This window comes from Sphingopyxis bauzanensis (assembly GCF_002205675.1).
In the GTDB taxonomy this organism is placed as follows: domain Bacteria; phylum Pseudomonadota; class Alphaproteobacteria; order Sphingomonadales; family Sphingomonadaceae; genus Sphingopyxis; species Sphingopyxis bauzanensis.
Map to the genome: position 1 here is coordinate 1 of NZ_NISK01000016.1, position 1,179 is coordinate 1,179.

The following is a 1,179-nucleotide window of genomic DNA, read 5'->3' on the forward strand; positions in this document are numbered from 1 at the left end:
CATCTAGATGTGTATAAGAGACAGGTGTTAGACTGATGGCGCCAGTTATGCCGAGCTTGCCGAGCAATGTATTCACATCGCCGCGCGGGACAATACGCCCAAGCAGCGCACGCCCGTCGGCGGTCACGAGGCGACGAACTTCAGGATCATCGCCCAGCAGATTCCAGATTGGAAGCAAGCGGCCAACCGCGAGGAAGAAGCGTTCGCGGTTCGGCTCCTGGACGAGTTCATCGCACTCGGCCTTCCAGCATATTTCGAATGTCCCGAAGTCGGCGGGCTCCCACATGCTCTCTTCGAGGTCACCGGCAGTGATGTATTGGCGCTGTCTCTTATACACATCTAGATGTGTATAAGAGACAGCGGCATGACGGCGCTTGCTCCCCATCTCTCGGCATATCTGCGGGAACATCTGCCGCGCGAACGCGCCGTCAGCCCGCACACGGTGAAGACCTATGCCAACTGCTTCGTCCTCCTCGTCCAGTTCGCTGCCGATCGGCTGAAGCGCCGACCGACCGATCTAGAGGTTGAGGATCTCGACACAGACATGATCATGGCCTTCCTCGATCATGTCGAGATCGGCCGCGGCAGCTGCGTGCGGACCCGCAATGGCAGGCTCGCCGCGATCCGATCCTTCTTCCGATACATCGAGTACCGGATTCCAGCCTGCCTCGATCAGGCACTCCGTGTCAGAGCAATCCCGACCAAGAAGACAGACAAGGCGCTGATCGATTATCTCGACCGGGCCGAGATCAAGGCTTTGCTCGATACACCCGATCCCCGGACACGCCTCGGCACCCGTGATCGCGCGATGCTGCATCTTACCTATGCTGGCGGACTGAGGGTGTCGGAACTCGTAACGCTGCAACTGGGCGATTTCCCGGACCGCTCCCTGTCCACCATGCACATCATGGGCAAAGGGCGACGTGAACGGGTCCTGCCGCTGTGGAAGGAGACCCAGATCGCATTGCGCGCATGGCTTGCGATCCGGCCTCAAGTTGAGGTCACCGAGATATTCCTCAATGCCAACGGGCAGCCGATGACCCGCGACGGATTTGCGTTCCGATTGGCCGAGCACGTCAAGACGGCAGCGACGAAGCAGCCGTCGATCCTTGGGAAGCGCGTCACACCCCACGTGCCTGTCTCTTATACACATCTAGATGTGTATAAGAGACAGCCTGG

At 59.3% G+C, this 1,179-nt stretch carries 1 protein-coding gene and 1 pseudogene; one reads left to right on the top strand and one right to left on the bottom strand.

The genetic code is table 11. The annotated features are described in order from the left end of the window. Positions 1–337: pseudogene (locus CDQ92_RS20535) on the bottom strand (strawberry notch C-terminal domain-containing protein); the annotation flags it as partial. Positions 338–364: 27 nt separating this feature from the next. On the opposite strand from CDQ92_RS20535, the gene CDQ92_RS20540 reads away from it, so the two are divergent. Next, the coding region (locus CDQ92_RS20540) for a tyrosine-type recombinase/integrase (RefSeq protein WP_088444124.1) at positions 365–1,179 on the top strand (815 nt) is incomplete at its 3' end.